Below are 16,459 nucleotides of genomic sequence, written 5' to 3' on the forward strand. Positions count from 1 at the left end.
GAGCGGCTCGGTTGGTTCTATGGCCAACTCGGCGCTGGCGTCTGTGAGGGGGCTGATATCCTGCATGTCTCGCGTCGAGACCTGCAGCGACCCGAGCAGAATTGTCAAATCAAGATCGCTTGGTCCAGAGGACAGCGCGCGGAAGCCGGCCACAGGCCATGCCACTGTGTTTCGCGTGAATGCGGGATGCAGTCCCACCTCAGACGCCGAAAGCGATTCCGGTCTTGGTGTCCGTCTTCAGCTTGCGCATGCAGGCATTCGGTTCGACGCCGATGCCGGTGCATTCGGTCGCGCTGTTGATCAGCACGCGGCTGACTTTGGCGCATTCGATGCCGGCCAGATCGAAACGCGTCACCTTGGTCTTGCCCGCCGGCAATTCCTTGAAGTCGAGCACTGTCAGCCGGTCGACGACGCCGGCTTCGTTGAACAGTGCGATCTCGAACGCCGCCTTGGATAGGTCGGCGCCGAGATTGTTGTTGACCACGAAGGTCAGGCGGCAACCCCTGTCGGAAGGTTGCGCAGCGTTGAGTTCGAGGCTGAGCGCGGGGACCGGCGCGGACTGTTGTGCCCACGCCGGAACCATCGCAAGCGACATCGCCAGCGTCGAGGTCAGCAGACGAAGGGATGTCGTCAAGCTCGTCATTGTCATCAGCTTCCAAATCGCATGGTCGCCGCCAGTTTCAGTGTGATGCCGGGCTCGTAGGCGGCGAAGACCGGCTGCGCCGGCTGGCCAGCCGTGGTGAGGTTGAGCGGGTTGGCGTATTTGACATCGAACAGATTGTCGGCGCGGAAATCAATCTTCAAATTGTCGGTCGCCTGGTAGCTGGCGAAGGCATTGACCAGCGTGTAGTCCTCGGCGATCGGATTGCCCTTCGGCTTGCCATTGTATTGGACTTCGCCGCCGACAGTCAGCTTGTCCTCGAGGAACCGCAGGCCGAGCTGCGCGGTGACCTGGGAGGAGAGGATGGTGGCGAGGTCCGCTTCCACATCCTTGTAGGAAATTGTGTGACCATTGGTGATGGAAGCTGAAAGTGCAGCATAGCCCCATCCGGCGTCATAGACGCCTTCCAGTTCAAAGCCATGGATCTTGGCCTTGGCGAAATTCTGATACTGGAAGCAGATCGGGATGCCGGGGCCGAACGGGCAGCCGCTGGTCGGGTCGAATGCCGACAGCGTCACGCCATCGATATAGTCGTCGACGTCGTTGTTGAAATAGGCGGCCTTGAGACGAAACGCGTCGCCAGCCTCGAGGATATCGTTCTGCTTGTAGTTGATGCCGAACTCGGTCGTCTTGCCGGTCTCGGGCCGCAGATTGGGATTGGGCAGGAACGGGAAGCTGACGCCCGCCGGATGATTGCCGCTGATCAGCGTCTCGGTAATCGACGGCGAGCGATAGCCCTCGGCGTAGGTGCCATAAAACTGAAGACCTGCAAGGCCTGCCGATTCGAACGGTGAGACACCGACAGTGATCCGGGGCGATACCCTGTCGCCAGATATATCGTGGGTGTCATCCTTGAGGCTGTAATTGTCGTAACGCAACCCGGCGATGACTTCGAGCCAATCCCAGGTGAGCTTGTCCTGGATATAGGCGCCTGACACGTTCCGCTTACCGGAGGGCGTGTAGAAACTGTCGCCGCCGGCCGTGCCGCCAGTCTTGACGTTATCGCCGGCCCAGTCGCCGCCATAGGTCAGTTCGTGCGCGATACCCGCGGTCTCGAATCTGGATGTGTTCCAGATATCGATGCCGGTCGTGCCGATATCGAACGTCGATGTCGAGCCAGCCGGCAACACCACGGGAAGGCCGGTGCTCGGATCAAACCGTTTGAGAGGAACGAGGCTGGTCAGGTCGAGGTTGGTCTTGTTGTAGGAGGTGTTGATGTGGAGATCGAGCCAGCTCTTGTCCTCATCCGTGATGTTGTAGCGGGCCGTGAAGGTATTCGACTTCAGGTCGACGTCATTGACGGGCACGCCGCCGCTGATCTCGTTCCAGCCGTCGCTTGAGCCGACCCAGCCGAGCTTCAGTTCACTGTTGTCGGTCGGCCGGATGGTGGTCTTGAGCAGGCCGCTGAGCACGTCGAAGCCGGTGCCCTTGACGGTATCACCGCCGCCATCCTTGTAGTCGTCGTAGTCGCGGTAGACTATGTTGCCGAGCGCATCCCAGTTCTCGTTGAAGCGGTAGGCGCCGGATGCGCTGGTGGTCCAGCCCTTGCCGTTGCTCTCATAGCGTCCGGTGACGGAACCGGCCCACGTCTCGTCCGGCTTGAGAAAGTCCGTGGCGTCCTTGGTATCGAAGAAGACGACGCCTCCGATGGCGCCCGAGCCGTAGGTGTTGGCGACAGGACCACGGATCACGTCGACGGATTTGACGAGTTCCGGGTCGATATAGAAGGTCGACTGCGTGCCGTGGTCGGAGCGCTGGAAATTCTGCCGTGCGCCGTCGACGATAACCGCGACGCGGCCGAAATCCTGCAAGCCGCGGATGTTGATGCTGGTGCTGACGCGCCTGGCGTCGGCCTGCGCCGCGACACCGGGCACGCCCAGCAGCATCTCATTGGGCGTCGTCGCCATGCGGCGGTCGAGCTGTTCCTGGCCGACATGACTGGCCGACGCCAGCGATTCGATCGCCGTCTCGCCGGTGCGGCTGATGACGAGGATCTTGTCGAGCAGCGTTGCTCCCGCCGGTGCCGCCTTTTCCTCGTCAGCCTTCTTCGTCTGATCCGCCGGCTGCGCCGCCTGCTGGGCGTTGGCCAGTTGCGCCGACAGGGCGATCGCCGCCACGCTTGCCAGCAAGGCCGCCGCACCGTTCGCCGCCGACCGGCCGCGCCATTCCCAATTCACCAACCCCATGCCCCAACTCCAAAGTCCAGGTTCCATGCTGGCTGGCCTGGGGCTGGCTGGCATTTTTGATCGTGTCCGGTGTCTTAAATCTTGACTCATTTAATCCTGTATTGCACTGACTAGTAAACCTGATTATTCAAGTCAAGAAATGAATCGGATTACGCAACGCCTAGCCAGACGCCCGGCACAGGAAAGGGATCGATCCAGATGAACACCCACAATCCCAACGATTTTCGCTATCGCGTCCGCCGCTCCGACGATGCCTCCGCCCGTTTCGACCGGGTTCCGCTGGCGGTGCGAACCTTGTCCAGCAACACCCTGTTCCAGGGCGAGCACGAGATCGGCATCGAGCATCATGGCGCGCTCTACCGGCTGAAGATTACCCGGCAGGGCAAGCTCATTCTCAACAAGTAAGGCAAGGCAATAGGGACCGAGATATGGACCAGCGCGTAAAACCCGCCCCGCATGAAATCCGGCGGGCACGGACAGACAATCCGAAGGCGCGCGAGCGTGATCTGGCTGCCCGACTCGGCATTTCGGAGGCCGAGCTGGCAGCCGCGCATTGCGGCGATGGCGTCGTTCGCATCGAGCCGCGCGTCAACGATCTTTTGACCGGCCTCGAGGCCGTCGGCGAGGTCATGGCGCTGACCCGCAATGAAAGCGCGGTGCACGAAAAGATCGGGGTCTATGACAAGGTCGTCACGGGCAACCACAATGCCATGGTGCTTGGCGAAAACATCGACCTGCGCATCTTCCCGAAAGCGTGGGTGCATGGCTTTGCCGTGGAAAAGCGCGATGGCGACGAGATTCGCCGCAGCCTGCAGTTCTTCGACGCGGCTGGCGAGGCCGTGCACAAGGTGCATCTGCGGCCGGCTTCCAGCCTCTATGCGTATCAAAAATTGGTCGCCGCGCTCGAATCGCCCGATCAGGAGCCGACGGTCGACATTTTCGGGCCAGTCTCCGATGACGAGATCCATGGCGACGAAGCGACCGCCAATCTCGACGATCTGCGCGACCGCTGGAGCCGGCTAACCGACGTGCACCAGTTCTTCGGCATGCTGAAGACGTTGAAGCTCAGCCGCCGGCAGGCGGTGCGCATGGTCGGCCAGGACTATGCCTGGCTGCTCGACAATGACGCTGTCCGTGTCATGTTCCATCATGCCGCGGAGGGCGAGATACCGATCATGTGCTTTGTCGGAAACCGCGGCTGCATCCAGATCCATTCCGGACTTATCAAATCCATCAAGCCGATGGGACCATGGATCAACGTGCTGGATGAAACCTTCCACCTGCACCTGCGAACCGATCACATCCACGAGGTCTGGGCCGTGCGCAAGCCGACCAAGGACGGTCATGTCACCTCGCTCGAGGTTTATGACGCCGACGGCAAGATGATCATCCAGTTCTTCGGCAAGCGTCATGAGGGCGAGAGCGAGCGTGACGATTGGCGGTTCCTGGCGGAGAACCTGCCGCGCATCCCAAGCCCGACTGCAGCCTGAGGAGAACGACAATGGGTTGCATTTCCAAGATCATCGCCGGGCCGGCGATCGGTCTGTCCCTTGCTTTCGTCGCACTGCAACCTGTCAATGCCACGGAAGGCACGGCCGTATTTGCCGATCCCTCGAGGATTGCGGCCATTGGCGGCTCGATCACCGAGATCGTCTACGCGCTCGGCGAGGAGAAGCATCTGGTGGCGCGCGATTCCACCAGCCGGTATCCGAAAGCGGCGCTTGAGCTGCCTGATGTCGGCTACATGCGCGCGCTGTCGCCGGAAGGCGTCCTGTCGGTCAACGCGACAGGCATCCTGGCGCTGCACGGCAGCGGTCCCAAGGAAGCCGTCGATGTCTTGAGGAAGACGAGCATCCCGTTCATCGAAGTGCCCGAGCACTATAGCCACGAGGGTATCCTCGAGAAGGTCCGCATCGTCGGCAAGGCGCTCGGCGTTGACGCCAAGGCCGAGGTGCTGGCCAAGGAGCTCGATGCCCGGCTCACGGCCGCCGAAAAGCAGACGGCCCCGATCATGCAGCGCAAGCGCATCCTGTTCGTGCTGTCGATACAAGGCGGCAAGATCCTGGCTGCCGGCAGCGAGACCGCCGCCGACGGAATGGTCAGGCTGGCTGGCGGCGTCAACGCGGTCGAAGGCTTTTCCGGCTACAAGCAAATGTCCGACGAGGCTGTTATCACCGCCAGGCCGGACGTGATCCTGATGATGAGCAATGCCGGGCCTCCGGTGTCGGACGACGAACTGTTCGGCAATCCGTCGATCGCCTCGACGCCTGCCGGAACCGCGCGCAAGCTGATCCGCATCGATGGCTCCTATCTGCTCGGCTTCGGGCCGCGCACCGCTGACGCCATCCACGAGCTCGCCGTCTCGCTTTATGGCGGGCAGGTCACGGATTGAGCAGGCAAATTATGGTCGATCAATCGATCGCCGGTCCGGTGAAGGCGATGGCGAGCGCATCCGAAGGCGACCGGTCAGGCCGAGCCCGCATCGTCATCCTGCTGCTGTGCCTGGGGCTCTTCATTGCCGTCCTGCTATCACTGACATCAGGAGCGTCGGACGCGTCAGCGGTCAATGTCATCAGCGGTTGGCTGTTCGGCACCGTGCCTGATAACGCCGCGTTGAGCGCCCGCGACAGCTTGATCGTCTACGACATCCGTTTGCCGCGTATCACCCTCGGCCTGCTGGTCGGCGCGGCGCTCGCAGTCTCCGGCGCGGTCATGCAGGGGCTGTTCCGCAATCCGCTGGCCGACCCCGGCCTCATTGGCGTTTCGGCTGGCTCCAGCCTCGGCGCGGTTGCCGTCATCGTACTCGGCGCCACAGTGTTGGCTCCCGCGACAGCCATAGTCGGCACGCTTGCGCTGCCACTGGCGGCCTTCTTCGGCGGGCTTGCGACGACTTTGGTGCTCTATCAGGTTGCGACACGACGGGGGCAGACCTCGGTTGCCACAATGCTGCTCGCCGGCATTGCGCTGGCCGCGCTCGCCATGGCGCTGACCGGCATTCTCGTCTTCATGGCCGACGACCGCCAGTTACGCGACCTGACCTTTTGGTCACTCGGATCGCTCGGCGGTGCGACCTGGGCGAAGATTGCTTCGGTTGGGCCGATCATCGTCTTGGCGCTGGCGGCGATGCCGTTCCTGGCACGGGGCCTTAACGCGCTGGCGCTGGGCGAGGCGACCGCTGGCCATCTCGGCATTCCGGTGCAGCGGCTGAAATACACGGCCATCGTCGGCGTCTCGGCGGCGGTCGGCGCGTCCGTCGCGGTCAGCGGCGGCATCGGCTTCGTCGGCATCGTGGTGCCGCATCTGCTGCGCTTGGCTATCGGCCCGGACAATCGCTATTTGCTGCCGGCGTCGGCGCTGCTCGGCGCCTCATTGCTACTGCTGGCCGATGCGGTCGCTCGCACCGTCGTGGCACCGGCCGAACTGCCGATAGGCATCGTCACCGCGATCGCGGGCGCACCGTTCTTCCTTTGGATCCTGCTGCGCAAGCGCGGCGTAGTCGACCTGTGAGAGTCGTTTATTTGCGAGAGTTGGGATGATCGAGGCAAGGGACGTTTCGGTTGACATCGCAGGCAAGCGTATCGTCAGCGGTGTCGATTTCCACGCGCGGCCCGGCGAGATCGCCGCCATCGTGGGCCCCAATGGTTCGGGCAAGACGACCTTCCTCAAGGCGCTCTCCGGCGACCTCGCCTATACCGGGCGCGTCGCCCTCAACGGCCGCGATCTCTGCGCGATGAAGCCGGTCGAGACCGCCGTCCAGCGCGCGGTGCTGCCGCAGGCGACGACGCTGTCGTTCCCGTTCACGGTGCGAGAAGTGGTCAAGCTTGGCCTTGTCGGCGGCCGCTCGGGCGTCCTGCCGGGCGAGGATGCGCGGCTGCCGGAACGGGCGCTGGCGCGCGTCGATCTCGACGGTTTTGCCGGACGTTTCTATCAGGAACTTTCGGGCGGCGAGCAGCAGCGCGTCCAGCTTGCGCGCGTGCTGTGCCAGGTCTGGGCGCCCGTGCTCGACGGCAAGCCGCGCTATCTCTTCCTTGATGAACCGGTTTCCAGCCTCGACATCAAGCACCAGCTGATCATCATGGACATTGCTCGCGACTTTGCCAGAAGAGGCGGCGGCGTGGTTGCCATCCTGCATGACCTCAATCTGACGGCCATGTCTGCCGACAGGATATTCGTCATGCATTATGGCCGGCTGGCCGCCACCGGGTCGCCGCAGGACGTGCTGAGCGATGACCTGATCGAGAAAGTGTTCGACTGCCGGCTCAGGGTCGGCGTGCTGCCGGCCGGGAACATGCCGTTCGTGCTGCCCCAGTCAGCGGCCTAATTTATTGCAGTAGGTCTAGCCAGACACACGTCGCCAGGTTCAGGCAGCCGGGGCGCGGCGCTCCAACAGCATGTCGATGCCGAGTAGGTTGCGCACATTCGGGCGCGCCGCCACCAGATCGGCGATCGTGTAGCGCTCCAGCACCGCGAAGAACGCGTTCAGCGCCTCGCGCAGCGCCGAATTCAGCGCACAGCTATCGACCAGCGGGCATTCGGCGGCATCGTTCTCGAAGCATTCGGCCATAGCGAAGCTTTCCTCCGTCACGCGCACCACATCGAACAAGCTGATCGCTTCGGCGCCACGGCCAAGCTTGACGCCGCCATTCCTGCCCCGCACGGTCTGGACAAGGCCATGTTCGACCAGCGGCTGCAGGATCTTGAACAGGAACAGTTCCGACACCGAATAAGCGGCGGCGATCTCGGGGATGCGGCTCAGCCGGTCATCGTTTGCCGCGCAATACATCAGGATGCGCATGGCATAATTGGTTTGGCGCGTTAACCGCATTTTGTCCTCGCAAAGCAATAGGTTGAATCGAATATGGCCCATACCTTGGAATAATTCCAGACTAGCGCGGCATAATAGGTGAATATTCGCGTCAACTTATGTGCAAGGCCGGGGAAAACCGTGACCGCGCAGGATAGGGCGGGCATTCGGACAAGCGAGATACTAGATTAGCTCGCAACGGACGAGGAGTAGCTCGACCATGGCACAATCGGCCCAGGCCATGACCCCTTTGCGAATCGGTAGCGACGCGGACGCCAAGCTTTCGGCGCTGCGACGCACGAAATTCGCGGCAACAGCCGCACTGGCGCTGTGCGTTCTCGTCTTCGCCATGGCCAAGTCGTTAGAGCATAGCTATCCGTGGCTCGGCTTCGTCGCTGCCTTTGCCGAGGCCGCGACCATCGGCGGGCTGGCCGACTGGTACGCGGTGGTGGCGCTGTTCAGGCGGCCGCTGGGGCTGCCGATCCCACACACCGCCATCATCCCCGAGAACCAGACCCGCATCGCCGACAATCTCGGCCGCTTCATCGAGGTCAACTTCCTGGCGCCCGAGCCGGTGCGCGAAAAGCTTGCCGAGGTCGATTTCTCGGCGCTGGTCGCCGACTGGCTGGCCGATACCGAGCGCGCCGCCGACCTGTCGCGCTTCGTCGTGCGGCTGGTGCCGCAGACGCTGGCCGCCGTCGAGCAATCCGGCCTGCGCGGCTTCGTCACCAGCCGCATGCTCGAGCAGATCGAGAAGGTGCCGCTGGCGCCGCTGGCAGCCGAGCTGTTGTCCGCGCTAACCGATGATCGCCGTCATCAGAAACTGTTCGACGAGTTCACCAAGGTGATCGGCCGGTTTCTCAACGACGAACAGGCGCTGGCGACGATGCGCGAGAAAATCCGCGAGGAATTGCCGTCGCTGTTCAACCTGTTTCGCGCCGACGCCTATCTCCTGAAGAAGATCGTCGCCTCGGCCGGCTCGCTGCTCGACGAGGTGAGGGCCGATCCGGATCACCCGATGCGCGCCGAATTCGACCATTTCGCTCTGGGCTTCGTCGAAAGGCTGAGGACATCGAAGCAATATGCCAAACGCGCAGAGAAGCTGAAGCGCGATTTCCTGGCACGGCCGGAGGTCAAGGCATTGGCCGGCGACATGTGGGCAAGCCTCGGCCAGTTCATCGAGCAGGACGCCAAGGCGCCGAATTCGGTTATCCGCGCGCATCTTGCCAACATGTTCGTCGAGGTCGGGCGGCATCTTGCAAGCGATGCGCAGATCAGGGCCGACATGAACACGGGGTTCGTGGTGGCGCTCGCGTCGTTCGTGGAGAGCCAGAAAAGCGGCGTGTCGACATTTATCGCCGACCAGGTCAAGCGCTGGGATCTTGCGCAGCTGACGCGATTGATCGAGATGAACATCGGCAGGGACCTGCAATACATCCGCTTCAACGGCATGATCATCGGCGGGCTCGCGGGTGTCGTGCTCTATCTGGCAGAGCGGCTGTTCCTCGTGAATTGATTGCGCGCCAGGCTGGCGTTGATTTCCATCGGGTTCGAAATGGACACACGGCACGCGAGTGCTATTCTCCCGCTGAGGGTGCCCGCATCCGCGGCAAAGGGGAGAAAACCAGCATGGCAAAACAACCGGAATCCGATTCCTTCATGGACATGTTCGGCAGATTCGGCCGCGACCTGAAGGTGCCCGATGTCGAGGCGATCCTGGCCCATCATCGCAAGAACCTCGAAGCGCTGGAGAAATCGGCGCGGGCCGGTGCCGCCGGCGCGTCCTCGCTGTTGTCCAGGCAGCGCGAGATGTTGCAGGACACGCTGCGCGAAGTCACCGATATGGCACAAAGCTACAGGGCGCCTGGCAATCCGCAGGAATTGATGGCCAAACAAACGGAATTTGCCAGAAAGTCCTTCGAGGCGGCATTGAAGAATGCCGGCGAAGTCGCTGAACTGGTCAAGAAATCCGGTACCGAATCGGTCGATATTCTGCGCACGCGCATCAAGGAGGCGATGGAGGAAATTCGCGCCGGCTACGAGAAGAAGTAGCAGCTGTGGCCCAGGCCGGCTCATTGCTGCCGGCCGCTCTGAAGGCCGGGAAATCCCGATTTGACCAGCCCCTTGCGCAGGGAGCCATGGCGCGATTGTGGCCTGGTTCGGCGGAACGGATTCGCGCAGGGCGAATTGACAGAGGCCGTCAGTTCGTGGTCCGGAGGCTTGGCAAGCGATCGGGAAACCAGGAATGACCGAAATACGGCCTAAAACGCCGCCGACCTACGAGCAGTTGAGGATGATGGCCGGGCAGGAGCTTGGCGTGTCGGAATGGACGACGGTCGACCAAAACCGGATCGACCAGTTCGCCGAATGCACCGGCGACCATCAATGGATCCATGTCGATCCTGAACGGGCGCGGCGGCAAAGCCCCTTCCGCACGACGATCGCGCATGGCTACCTGACATTGTCGATCATCGGCGCGCTGGCGCTCGGCATGGGCATCGTGCCGGAGAATACCCAGGCCGCCTTCAACTATGGCTTCGACAGGGTGCGTTTCCTAGCGCCGGTCAAGGTCGGCGCACGCATCAGGCTGCGCATCACGCTGCTGTCCATGGAGGACAAAGGCCCCGGCCAGTATCTGATGAAGGCGGCCAATACGGTCGAGATCGAAGGCGAGGAAAAGCCCGCTCTGACGGCTGAAACGCTGGTCATGCTCTATGAGCGCCGCAAGCGGGCAGGGGCCTGAGCGCCGGTTCGCGCAGATCAGAGGTTTTGCGACACTTCCACCAGTCTCTGCCGCCTGAACTCGGCGCGGACCGAGAGCAATGCGAGGACCAGCGCGACCAGCGCCAGCACCGTTGCCGTCTGAAAGGTGACCTGCATTCCCCGTGCGGCGGCATCGGAACTCAGAGGACCAATACCTTCGTGTCCTCTAGCCGACGCGACGGCGAATATGGCGCCCATCAACGATGCGCCGGTGATGAGCCCAAGATTGCGTGAAAGATTGAGCAGGCCGGAGACGACGCCGCGCTCGCCGGCACCGACACCGGTCATGACGGCTGCATTGTTGGATGTCTGGAACAGCGCGTAGCCGACGCAGGTGACGGTGATCGGAACGACATAGCCGACAATGCCGAGTTTGGTCATGGCGAGTGACAGCAGGAAGGTGCCCGTGGCAAGGCTCAGCAGGCCGGCGACCATCATCCTGTGAGCGCCGAAGCGGTCGGTCAGGCGTCCGGCCACCAGCGCCGACAGGGTCGAGACGAGCGGGCCGGTCGACAGCACGAGGCCGACCATTGCGGCATCCAGCCCGAGCCCGCGCGACAGGTAGAACGGGGCCACCACCAAGGTCGCCATCATCACCGTGGCGACGACCAGGCTCATAGCGAGACTGGCGCTCAGCTGGAAGTTTCGGAAGCTGGCAAGCTGGATCAAGGGTTTTTTCACTTTCGTCTGCACCCTGGCGAACAGAACAACGCCAATGCCGGCAATGACCAGCAGGCTGATGTTGAGCGCCCCGAAATTGCCTCTGCCAAGCGTTAAGGCCAGCGCATAGGCGGCCAATGTCAAGGCCAGCAGGACCGTGCCCATCACATCGAACGTGCCTCGGTCGACCTGCGCGGTTTTATTGCGCGCCGGCAAGGCACGCCAGGCGAGAGCGAAGGTGAGCACACCTAGCGGGACATTGACGAGGAAGATCGCCCTCCAGCTGAAGCCGGCGATCAAGAGGCCGCCGAGCGAAGGGCCAAGCGTCGTCCCGATCGCGGACATGGCACCGAGCAGGCCCATGGCACTGCCGGTCCGTTCCTTGCTCACCGTTTCCGCGACAAAAGCCAGCGTCAGCGCCATTATCAACGCCGCGCCAAGCCCTTGCACGGCGCGCGCGGCGATCAGCAGCCCGAGTGTCGGCGCCAGGCCACAGAGCCCCGATGCCGATGTGAACAGCGCGATGCCGCCAAGCAGCAACGACCGGCGCCCGAACATGTCGGCCAGCCGTCCGGCGCTGACGATCAGTGTGGTGATGGCGAGGAGATAGGCCAGAACAACCCATTGCACGGACTGGAATGATGCGCCGAAGTTCTGCATCAGCGATGGCAGCCCGACGCTGGCAATGCTGGTTCCCAGCGACGACAGCAGCGTGGCGAGCGACAGGCTTGCCAGCGCCCAGCGGGCGGATTGCATCTGCTGCAGCGCCGAAGCGCGCCCGTCCCGATTTTGCTCAGCGATTGCCACGGCGATCTCCCTTCCATCAGCTCCAGAACCAGAGTCAGCGGAGATCTAGTCCCTTGATCGATATGGCGGAAGACGCAGCATTTGCATCTTATTCGTGCATCAAACGCCATATGATGTGCTATGATCCGGCATGGCATCGCCCGATCTCAATTTGCTGTTTGCTCTCGATATCCTGCTGTCCGAAGGCAGCGTGGCGCGCGCCGCCGGACGCCTGCGGGTTAGTCCTTCGGCGATGAGCCGCACCCTGGCTCGGCTGCGCGAGGCAACAGGCGATCCGCTGCTGGTTCGCGCCGGACGTGGCCTGGTGGCGACGCCGCGCGCGGAAGAACTGCGACGGCAGGTCGGCCGTGTCGTCCAGGATGCGGAGGCGCTGCTGCGGCCTGCCACCCTGCTTGATCTCCGTAGCCTGGACAGGGTCTTCACGCTGCGCACCAATGAAAGTTTCGTCGAAGAATTCGCGCCTCGTCTCGTCGCCCGTATCCAGGCCGATGCGCCCGGCGTGCGGCTGCGCTTTGCACCGAAATCCGACAAGGACGTCATGTCGTTGCGCGACGCGGCGATCGATCTGGACATAGGCGTCGCTGGCGAGACCGGACCGGAGGTGCGCATTCAGGCATTGCTTCGCGACCGCTTCATCGGCGCCGTGCGAACGGGTCATCCCTTGAGTGAGGGCGCGGTGACGCCCGAGCGCTATGCGGCGGGCCGGCACATCAGCGTTTCACGGCGTGGCCGCGAGAAAGGGCCGATCGACGAGGCTTTGAGCCTGCTCGGGCTGCAGCGGACGGTCGTGTGCATGGTTTCCGGTTTCTCGGCAGCACTTGCCATGGCCCGAACATCCGACCTGATTGCCAGCGTTCCGGAGCGGCATACGGAGGGCGCACGCGCCGGCATGCATAGTTTTCCCCTGCCGGTCGCCACAGCGGGGGTCACTATCTCCATGCTGTGGCACCCGCGGCTCGATGCCGATCCGGCGCAACGCTGGCTACGCGACTGTGTGCGAGAGGTTTGCGCGGCGCGGTAACAAGCAAATCAACGCGCTATCGCCGCCTCGAGCACCCTGAAAATCCGCTCGTCCGCGCATTGGGCAACGTTGAAGCGCAGGAAGCGGCTGGCAGTTCCGGACAGGCTGAATGCGTTGCCGGGCGCTAGCACGATGTTGTCGGCCAAGGCGCGGCGGGCCACTTCAGCCGCATCCACCCCATCCGGCAGGCTGCACCACAGGAACGGGCCGGCCGGCTGATCGATCCAGGGCGCGATGCCGATCGATTTCAGGCGGGCGCTCGTCTCGCCCATGGCGCGCGCAAGCCTCGCGCGCAGCAACTCCATATGCTTGCGGTAGCTGCCGTCCTTCAGCAGCGTCAGCACCAGTTCGGCCGCAAGCCGCCCGCCGCCGAAGGTCGTAGCGATCTTGAGGTCGGTCAGGCCCTCGATCCAGTCGCGGGGTGCCGCGATGAAGCCGCAGCGAACCGACGCTGAAAGTGTCTTGGAGAAGCTGCCGATGTGGACGACGCGGTTCAGGCCATCGAACGCTGCCAGCCTGGGGGCAGGGGCATGTTCGAAATCGGCGAAGATGTCGTCCTCGACGATGGTCAGATCCGATTGGTCGGCGAGCTTGAGAAGGCGGTGCGCGGTGACCGGCGACAGGACCGCACCGGTCGGGTTGTGGATGGCGGAGTTGGTGATGTAGAGGCGCGGGTGGTGCTCGGCCAGCGCCTGCGCGAACAGGTCGATATCCGGTCCCGACGGCGTATAGGGGACGCTGACGACCTTGGCCCGGTGAGCGCGCAGCAGGGCGTGGAAGTTGAAATAGCAGGGGTCGTCCATCAGCACGGTGTCGCCGGGTTCGATCAGGAACCGGCACAGGAGATCGATGGCCTGCGTGCCCGATTCCGTCAGTATGATCTGGTCGGGCGAGGCTTCGATTCCATACCCGGCCATGCGCCGCGCCAGCAATTGCCGCAGCGGCGGCAGACCGAGTGGCGTGCCGTAGTCGGCCAGCGAAATATCGGCCGCACGCGCCACCGTGCGCAATGCCCGGCGCAATCCGGCCTGCGGCATCCAGGAGGCCGGCAGCCAGCCGCAGCCGGGCTTCAGCATGTCGTCGCCGGCTTCCAGCGACTGGCGCGAGATCCAGAGCGGATCGACGGCGCGGTCGAGGCGGGGACCGATCTCGGCCAGCGACAGTGGCGCCAGCGAGCCGGCGGCATAGAAGCCCGAGCCCGGCCGGGACCGGATCCCGCCTTCGGCGGCGAGCCGCTCATAGGCTTCGACCACGGTGGATTTGGACACTTGCATGGATTTGGCGAAGGCGCGGATCGACGGCAATCTCGCTCCCGGCGTCAGGCTGCTGCCGCGATCCGCTGACGGATCGTCGTCATGACGCCTTCGACCAGCGTTCCGCTGCTTTCGCCTGTGGTCTGTCTGTCCATCCGTACTGCTCAATTGCCCATGACAGTTTTGTATAACTGTACCGCATTGTCTCTGGCAATGCCACGGGCTCCGCTCGATACAGAGCCGACAAAACGGAGCATATGATGGACAAGATCGCGAGCGGCTGGGTGAACGGGTTCATTGGCGTGTTGATCTTCAGCGGCTCGCTCCCGGCAACGCGCGTGGCGGTGAAAGATTTCGATCCGACATTCCTGACGTCGGCCCGGGCGGCGATTGCCGGAATGCTCGGCCTGGCGCTGCTGCTCCTGTTCCGGCAGAAACGCCCGGAGCGTGGCGATCTGCTGTCGCTGGTGATCGTTGCACTTGGCGTGGTCGTCGGTTTTCCCTTGCTGACCGCCCTGGCGCTGAAGCACGTCACCACGGCCCATTCCATCATCTTCGTCGGCCTGCTGCCGCTGGCGACCGCGATCTTCGGCGTACTGCGCGGTGGTGACCGTCCGCGCCCGGCGTTTTGGCTGTTTTCGTGCGTTGGAAGTGCGCTGGTCGCAGGCTTTGCCCTGACGCAAGGCGTGACGGCTTCGCCGATCGGTGATGGCCTGATGCTCGCCGCCATCGTCGCCTGCGGCCTGGGCTATGCCGAGGGGGGCAGCGCTGTCGCGCAAGCTCGGCGGTTGGCAAGTGATCTGTTGGGCGCTGGTGCTGTCGCTGCCGATCATGTTGGTGCTGACTTTCGCGACGCTGCCGCCGTCCTTTGCCGGCGTCGGATCCAACGCCTGGATCGGACTGGGCTACGTCTCGCTGTTCAGCATGCTGATCGGCTTCGTCTTCTGGTATCGCGGCCTGGCGCAAGGCGGCATCGCCGCCGTTGGGCAGTTGCAGTTGCTGCAGCCCTTCTTCGGCCTCGCCCTGGCGGCGACGCTGCTGCACGAGCAGGTCAGCCCGCTGATGGTCGTCGTCACGCTCGGCGTGGTGTTGTGCGTGTTCGGCGCGAAGAAGTTTGCAAGGTAGGGCCGACTCGGGCGACCGGGCCGGCTAAAACTTCGTCACCACGCCGATGCCGATGCCCTCGAAGCCGCCCATCGCCATCAGGGCCGCGGGTGCTTCGTCGAGGCTGATCTTCTTGCCGACGAGCAGTTCGGGCCTGAGCTTGCCGTTGCGGATCATGTCCATCATCGCCTGGTAGCGGTAGGCCTGCATGCCGTGGCTGCCGAGGATTTCGAGTTCGAAGGCGATCACCTTGTCCATCGGCACCTGCGGCCGCGCATGCTCGCCCAGCATCAGGCCGACCTGCACATGGCGGCCGCGCCGGCGCAGATTGGCGATCGAATTGAACGAGGTGGTGGGGTGGCCGAGCGCGTCCATCGACATGTGCGCGCCGCCATTGGTGATCTGCTTGACCGCCTTGACGACATTCGACGTCGTGGACGCATTGATGGTGGCGACGGCGCCGATCTTTTTGGCGAAATCCAGCTTCTCGTCGGTGAGGTCGATGGCGATCACATTTGCGCCCATGGCACTGGCAATCATGATCGCCGACAGGCCGACGCCGCCGCAGCCATGCACCGCCACCCATTCGCCGGGCGTGACCCGGCCCTGATCGACAATGGCGCGAAACGAGGTGACGAAGCGGCAGCCGAGGCTGGCGGCGGTGGCGAATTCCATCTCGTCGGGCAGGCGCACCAGATTGGTATCGGCGTGTTCGATGGCGACATATTCGGCGAATGAGCCCCAGCCGGTGAAGCCAGGTTGCGTCTGGTGCTCGCAGACCTGGTGATTGCCCGAATTGCACTCGAAGCAGCGGCCGCAGCCGACGGCGAACGGCACGGTGACGCGTTCGCCTGCTTTCCAGCGGGTGACCTGCTTGCCGGCCGCGACCACGATGCCGGCCAGTTCGTGCCCCGGCACATGCGGCAGCGTAATGCCGTCGTCATGCCCCATCCAACCATGCCAGTCGCTGCGGCAAAGCCCTGTCGCCTCGACCTTGATGACGACGCCATCGGCAGCCGGCTTCGGATCGGGAACAGTCTGGATCGTCGGCGCTTCGCCGAATTTCTCGAAGACGACGGCTCTCATAGGTCACACTCCCACCCTGCTGCGTTGCAGGAAAACGATAGCCGATTCCCAGTTGGGTCAAGCGGAAATCGATTCCGCCAGAACCGGGCGCCGACGTTACGCGTCGGCCGATGA

14 protein-coding genes and 2 pseudogenes are annotated in these 16,459 nt (G+C 63.4%); 10 read left to right on the forward strand and 6 right to left on the reverse strand.

Annotation, left to right across the window (positions count from 1 at the left end):
• Positions 1 to 199 precede the first annotated feature (199 nt).
• Positions 200 to 643, reverse strand: coding sequence for a hypothetical protein (locus NKJ90_RS02430; RefSeq protein ID WP_023757685.1), 444 nt, complete (start codon positions 641 to 643; stop codon positions 200 to 202).
• A gap of 5 nt (positions 644 to 648) precedes the next feature.
• Positions 649 to 2,847, reverse strand: a complete 2,199-nt coding sequence (locus NKJ90_RS02435; protein WP_023757684.1) for a TonB-dependent hemoglobin/transferrin/lactoferrin family receptor — start codon at positions 2,845 to 2,847, stop codon at positions 649 to 651.
• A 198-nt stretch (positions 2,848 to 3,045) separates the two neighbouring features.
• On the opposite strand from NKJ90_RS02435, the gene hemP reads away from it, so the two are divergent.
• From hemP to NKJ90_RS02460, 5 genes are read left to right on the forward strand one after another with little or no spacing between them, the layout of a single operon-like run.
• The gene (gene hemP, locus NKJ90_RS02440; RefSeq protein ID WP_023757683.1) at positions 3,046 to 3,252 is read left to right on the forward strand and encodes a hemin uptake protein HemP; all 207 of its coding nucleotides are present in this window, start codon (positions 3,046 to 3,048) and stop codon (positions 3,250 to 3,252) included.
• Positions 3,253 to 3,275: 23 nt separating this feature from the next.
• Positions 3,276 to 4,337: a hemin-degrading factor gene (locus NKJ90_RS02445; RefSeq protein WP_023757682.1), complete on the forward strand. Its 1,062-nt coding sequence runs from the start codon at positions 3,276 to 3,278 to the stop codon at positions 4,335 to 4,337.
• Positions 4,338 to 4,348: 11 nt separating this feature from the next.
• Complete coding sequence (locus NKJ90_RS02450) at positions 4,349 to 5,239, forward strand: heme/hemin ABC transporter substrate-binding protein (RefSeq protein ID WP_031259652.1); 891 nt, start codon at positions 4,349 to 4,351, stop codon at positions 5,237 to 5,239.
• An 11-nt stretch (positions 5,240 to 5,250) separates the two neighbouring features.
• A complete protein-coding gene (locus NKJ90_RS02455) occupies positions 5,251 to 6,354 on the forward strand; it encodes a FecCD family ABC transporter permease (protein ID WP_023757680.1) in 1,104 nt (367 codons plus the stop codon).
• Positions 6,355 to 6,379: 25 nt separating this feature from the next.
• On the forward strand, positions 6,380 to 7,168 hold the full coding sequence (locus tag NKJ90_RS02460; protein WP_023757679.1) for a heme ABC transporter ATP-binding protein: 789 nt from the start codon (positions 6,380 to 6,382) through the stop codon (positions 7,166 to 7,168).
• 39 nt (positions 7,169 to 7,207) lie between these two features.
• Here the strand turns inward: NKJ90_RS02460 and rirA are convergent, their stop codons facing one another.
• The gene (gene rirA / locus NKJ90_RS02465; RefSeq protein WP_023757678.1) at positions 7,208 to 7,672 is read right to left on the reverse strand and encodes an iron-responsive transcriptional regulator RirA; all 465 of its coding nucleotides are present in this window, start codon (positions 7,670 to 7,672) and stop codon (positions 7,208 to 7,210) included.
• Between the two features lie 199 nt (positions 7,673 to 7,871).
• Here rirA and NKJ90_RS02470 point away from each other — a divergent pair, with 199 nt between their 5' ends.
• From NKJ90_RS02470 to NKJ90_RS02480, 3 genes are all read left to right on the forward strand, one after another.
• Entirely contained in the window at positions 7,872 to 9,167 is a 1,296-nt protein-coding gene (locus NKJ90_RS02470; protein ID WP_023757677.1) for a DUF445 domain-containing protein, read from the forward strand.
• Positions 9,168 to 9,280: 113 nt separating this feature from the next.
• Complete coding sequence (locus NKJ90_RS02475) at positions 9,281 to 9,703, forward strand: phasin family protein (RefSeq protein WP_023757676.1); 423 nt, start codon at positions 9,281 to 9,283, stop codon at positions 9,701 to 9,703.
• 193 nt (positions 9,704 to 9,896) lie between these two features.
• A complete protein-coding gene (locus NKJ90_RS02480) occupies positions 9,897 to 10,394 on the forward strand; it encodes a MaoC family dehydratase (protein ID WP_023757675.1) in 498 nt (165 codons plus the stop codon).
• Between the two features lie 17 nt (positions 10,395 to 10,411).
• On the opposite strand, the gene NKJ90_RS02485 is transcribed toward NKJ90_RS02480, so the two are convergent.
• A complete protein-coding gene (locus NKJ90_RS02485) occupies positions 10,412 to 11,881 on the reverse strand; it encodes an MFS transporter (protein ID WP_023757674.1) in 1,470 nt (489 codons plus the stop codon).
• A 130-nt stretch (positions 11,882 to 12,011) separates the two neighbouring features.
• Between NKJ90_RS02485 and NKJ90_RS02490 the strand changes: the two genes are divergently transcribed.
• Complete coding sequence (locus NKJ90_RS02490) at positions 12,012 to 12,902, forward strand: LysR family transcriptional regulator (protein ID WP_352485619.1); 891 nt, start codon at positions 12,012 to 12,014, stop codon at positions 12,900 to 12,902.
• An 8-nt stretch (positions 12,903 to 12,910) separates the two neighbouring features.
• Here the strand turns inward: NKJ90_RS02490 and NKJ90_RS02495 are convergent.
• Positions 12,911 to 14,310 (reverse strand): annotated as a pseudogene (locus NKJ90_RS02495) (aminotransferase-like domain-containing protein).
• A gap of 105 nt (positions 14,311 to 14,415) precedes the next feature.
• On the opposite strand from NKJ90_RS02495, the pseudogene NKJ90_RS02500 reads away from it, so the two are divergent.
• A pseudogene (locus tag NKJ90_RS02500) lies at positions 14,416 to 15,280 on the forward strand (DMT family transporter).
• Positions 15,281 to 15,304: 24 nt separating this feature from the next.
• Here the strand turns inward: NKJ90_RS02500 and NKJ90_RS02505 are convergent.
• The gene (locus NKJ90_RS02505) at positions 15,305 to 16,345 is read right to left on the reverse strand and encodes a zinc-dependent alcohol dehydrogenase family protein (protein WP_023757672.1); all 1,041 of its coding nucleotides are present in this window, start codon (positions 16,343 to 16,345) and stop codon (positions 15,305 to 15,307) included.
• Positions 16,346 to 16,459 lie beyond the last annotated feature (114 nt).

Source organism: Mesorhizobium sp. M0051 (assembly GCF_040323235.1).
Lineage (GTDB): Bacteria > Pseudomonadota > Alphaproteobacteria > Rhizobiales > Rhizobiaceae > Mesorhizobium.

Bases quoted from the DNA above. Each gene is read 5' to 3' on its own strand.
- NKJ90_RS02430 (WP_023757685.1), bottom strand. From the start codon at position 643: ATGACGAGCTTGACGACATCCCTTCGTCTGCTGACCTCGACGCTGGCG.
- NKJ90_RS02435 (WP_023757684.1), bottom strand. From the start codon at position 2,847: ATGGGGTTGGTGAATTGGGAATGGCGCGGCCGGTCGGCGGCGAACGGT.
- hemP (WP_023757683.1), top strand. From the start codon at position 3,046: ATGAACACCCACAATCCCAACGATTTTCGCTATCGCGTCCGCCGCTCC.
- NKJ90_RS02445 (WP_023757682.1), top strand. From the start codon at position 3,276: ATGGACCAGCGCGTAAAACCCGCCCCGCATGAAATCCGGCGGGCACGG.
- NKJ90_RS02450 (WP_031259652.1), top strand. From the start codon at position 4,349: ATGGGTTGCATTTCCAAGATCATCGCCGGGCCGGCGATCGGTCTGTCC.
- NKJ90_RS02455 (WP_023757680.1), top strand. From the start codon at position 5,251: ATGGTCGATCAATCGATCGCCGGTCCGGTGAAGGCGATGGCGAGCGCA.
- NKJ90_RS02460 (WP_023757679.1), top strand. From the start codon at position 6,380: ATGATCGAGGCAAGGGACGTTTCGGTTGACATCGCAGGCAAGCGTATC.
- rirA (WP_023757678.1), bottom strand. From the start codon at position 7,672: ATGCGGTTAACGCGCCAAACCAATTATGCCATGCGCATCCTGATGTAT.
- NKJ90_RS02470 (WP_023757677.1), top strand. From the start codon at position 7,872: ATGGCACAATCGGCCCAGGCCATGACCCCTTTGCGAATCGGTAGCGAC.
- NKJ90_RS02475 (WP_023757676.1), top strand. From the start codon at position 9,281: ATGGCAAAACAACCGGAATCCGATTCCTTCATGGACATGTTCGGCAGA.
- NKJ90_RS02480 (WP_023757675.1), top strand. From the start codon at position 9,897: ATGACCGAAATACGGCCTAAAACGCCGCCGACCTACGAGCAGTTGAGG.
- NKJ90_RS02490 (WP_352485619.1), top strand. From the start codon at position 12,012: ATGGCATCGCCCGATCTCAATTTGCTGTTTGCTCTCGATATCCTGCTG.
- NKJ90_RS02505 (WP_023757672.1), bottom strand. From the start codon at position 16,345: ATGAGAGCCGTCGTCTTCGAGAAATTCGGCGAAGCGCCGACGATCCAG.